General features: G+C 39.9%; 10 tRNA genes. 7 read left to right on the forward strand and 3 right to left on the reverse strand.

What is annotated here, in order from left to right:
- Window positions 1-74: 74 nt before the first annotated feature.
- From C7Y70_RS16050 to C7Y70_RS16060, 3 genes are all read right to left on the reverse strand, one after another.
- Window positions 75-150: transfer RNA gene (locus C7Y70_RS16050), tRNA-Glu, on the reverse strand.
- 137 nt (window positions 151-287) lie between these two features.
- Window positions 288-363: transfer RNA gene (locus C7Y70_RS16055), tRNA-Glu, on the reverse strand.
- Window positions 364-403: 40 nt separating this feature from the next.
- Window positions 404-479: transfer RNA gene (locus C7Y70_RS16060), tRNA-Ala, on the reverse strand.
- A gap of 675 nt (window positions 480-1,154) precedes the next feature.
- Between C7Y70_RS16060 and C7Y70_RS16065 the strand changes: the two genes are divergently transcribed.
- From C7Y70_RS16065 to C7Y70_RS16095, 7 genes are all read left to right on the forward strand, one after another.
- Window positions 1,155-1,230: transfer RNA gene (locus C7Y70_RS16065), tRNA-Val, on the forward strand.
- Window positions 1,231-1,388: 158 nt separating this feature from the next.
- Window positions 1,389-1,464 (forward strand) — tRNA-Val (locus C7Y70_RS16070).
- A 47-nt stretch (window positions 1,465-1,511) separates the two neighbouring features.
- Window positions 1,512-1,587, forward strand: a tRNA-Val gene (locus C7Y70_RS16075).
- Between the two features lie 148 nt (window positions 1,588-1,735).
- A tRNA-Val gene (locus C7Y70_RS16080) sits at window positions 1,736-1,811 on the forward strand.
- A 49-nt stretch (window positions 1,812-1,860) separates the two neighbouring features.
- Window positions 1,861-1,936, forward strand: a tRNA-Val gene (locus tag C7Y70_RS16085).
- A gap of 33 nt (window positions 1,937-1,969) precedes the next feature.
- Window positions 1,970-2,045 (forward strand) — tRNA-Val (locus C7Y70_RS16090).
- Window positions 2,046-2,101: 56 nt separating this feature from the next.
- Window positions 2,102-2,177 (forward strand) — tRNA-Val (locus C7Y70_RS16095).
- Window positions 2,178-2,431 lie beyond the last annotated feature (254 nt).

A 2,431-nucleotide genomic window follows, 5' to 3' on the forward strand; every position in this document is an offset into this window, starting at 1 on the left:
TGTGTCACTAGGACAACTGAATAGTTAGACTCGTTTCAGGCGAGTAGTTTTCATAACACAGCACTTATAGTAAGTGGCGTCCCCAAGGGGATTCGAACCCCTGTTACCGCCGTGAAAGGGCGGTGTCCTAGGCCTCTAGACGATGGGGACACATAAATGTGTCACTAGGACAACTGATTAGTTAGACTCAAATCCTGAGCTTAAGGTAATGCGAATGAATGCAAATATAGACTCGAGCTGTATTTGCTTCGCTATTTTCTCGGTAAAACCGCCTCTGAAAATCAGATTGGCGTCCCCAAGGGGATTCGAACCCCTGTTACCGCCGTGAAAGGGCGGTGTCCTAGGCCTCTAGACGATGGGGACACAGAAAACTGCTACCCTAGGACAATTGCACTATTAAGTTTGGTGGAGCTATGCGGGATCGAACCGCAGACCTCTTCGCTGCCAGCGAAGCGCTCTCCCAGCTGAGCTATAGCCCCAACTCAATATTGCTATACACTGCTTGGTAAACCGTGCTGTGTATTGCTGAGTGCGGGGCGCATTCTATGCAGCCACCCAAATAATGTCAACAATTTTTTAAGTAACTTTATTCAAATGCCCTATTTTTCAACAAACTGGATAATCTATAAACTGGGTAGGGTGTTTTTTGAGCTTTTTACTATTACACCGTTTATGAAATTGATGTTTTGACTTAGTTTTGATTCTCTAGCGCTTTTTCAGTCTTTTTAAAAGGTATACATTTATATGCAAAATAGCCTGGGGTAAATTTACGCTTCATAATACGTTAAATTCATTAAAGTGTTTTAAGAGTAATATTACAAAGCAACGTGCCGTTTTTATAAGGTGGCTTAGCTGCTCTATTCAATAATGGTGATAGAGTGGATTGTTTGGGGTAGTAATATTTGTAAGTTGCTTTTATCGTTTTATATAGCGTGTGTCACTACTTAGTCGCTATTAGCACCCCAATGCCAGAGAATATTTAAATAGCGAATATTAAAAAATAGTCATAATGGCTGTTAAATGAGCAGGAAAGCACTTCTTTGATTATAAAAACCACATCTAAACTATTTTTACACATTCAAGTGTTGACACATTTACAACTCTATCTATAATAGCGCCCCACAACAACGCAGCAATGTGTTGTTTTTAGATATGGGTCGTTAGCTCAGTTGGGAGAGCATCGCCCTTACAAGGCGAGGGTCACTGGTTCAAGTCCAGTACGACCCACCATTATTTATAATGGTGTAATTAATTATCGTATCTAAATTCTATTTGAGTTGTTTGCTCAGTTAGAAAAAGAGGGCCTGACTGATATTTAAATATATCGACAAAGTCCGCTGGTTAAAGTCCAGTACTATTATTTTAATAGTAGCGTTTTATTTATATGTGGGTGATTAGCTCAGTTGGGAGAGCATCGCCCTTACAAGGCGAGGGTCACTGGTTCAAGTCCAGTATCACCCACCACATATAAAATCTGTTATTTCTTAATAGTTGTTTTAAAATTGTAATATGGGTCGTTAGCTCAGTTGGGAGAGCATCGCCCTTACAAGGCGAGGGTCACTGGTTCAAGTCCAGTACGACCCACCATTTTAAATGGTGTTTCATGTTACAAAATCTAAATGAGTCATAAGCTCAGTTAGAAAAAAAGAGAACCACCGTTATTTACAAGTACGGCTAGGTTCACTGGTTAAAGTCCAGTACTATTTATTTTAATAGTAGCGATTAATTTATATGTGGGTGATTAGCTCAGTTGGGAGAGCATCGCCCTTACAAGGCGAGGGTCACTGGTTCAAGTCCAGTATCACCCACCACATATAAATCTATTATTTTATCAATAGTTGCGTTTTAAAATTGTAATATGGGTCGTTAGCTCAGTTGGGAGAGCATCGCCCTTACAAGGCGAGGGTCACTGGTTCAAGTCCAGTACGACCCACCATTCTTAGAATGGTGAGTATTAAATATATAATTTGGGTGATTAGCTCAGTTGGGAGAGCATCGCCCTTACAAGGCGAGGGTCACTGGTTCAAGTCCAGTATCACCCACCAAATTATATTAATATTCGAGTTAATAAGTTTTAATAAAAGTCACACCTATTATATGTGGGTGATTAGCTCAGTTGGGAGAGCATCGCCCTTACAAGGCGAGGGTCACTGGTTCAAGTCCAGTATCACCCACCACATATAAACATTCCTCAGAAAATATATAACTTCAAATATCAATTAAGCAAAGAGCATCGCCGCTTTTACAACGAATGGCGAAGATCATTGTTGCAAGTTCAGAATTAGCCAGTACAAATAAACATTCCTCAGAAAATATAAAATTTCATATACCAATCAAGCAAAGAGGATCGCCGCTTTTACAGCGAATGGCGAAGATCATTGTTGCAAGTTCAGTATTAGCCAGTACATATAAACATTCCTCAGAAAATATA

The organism is Pseudoalteromonas sp. KS88 (genome assembly GCF_004766475.1).
Lineage (GTDB): Bacteria > Pseudomonadota > Gammaproteobacteria > Enterobacterales > Alteromonadaceae > Pseudoalteromonas.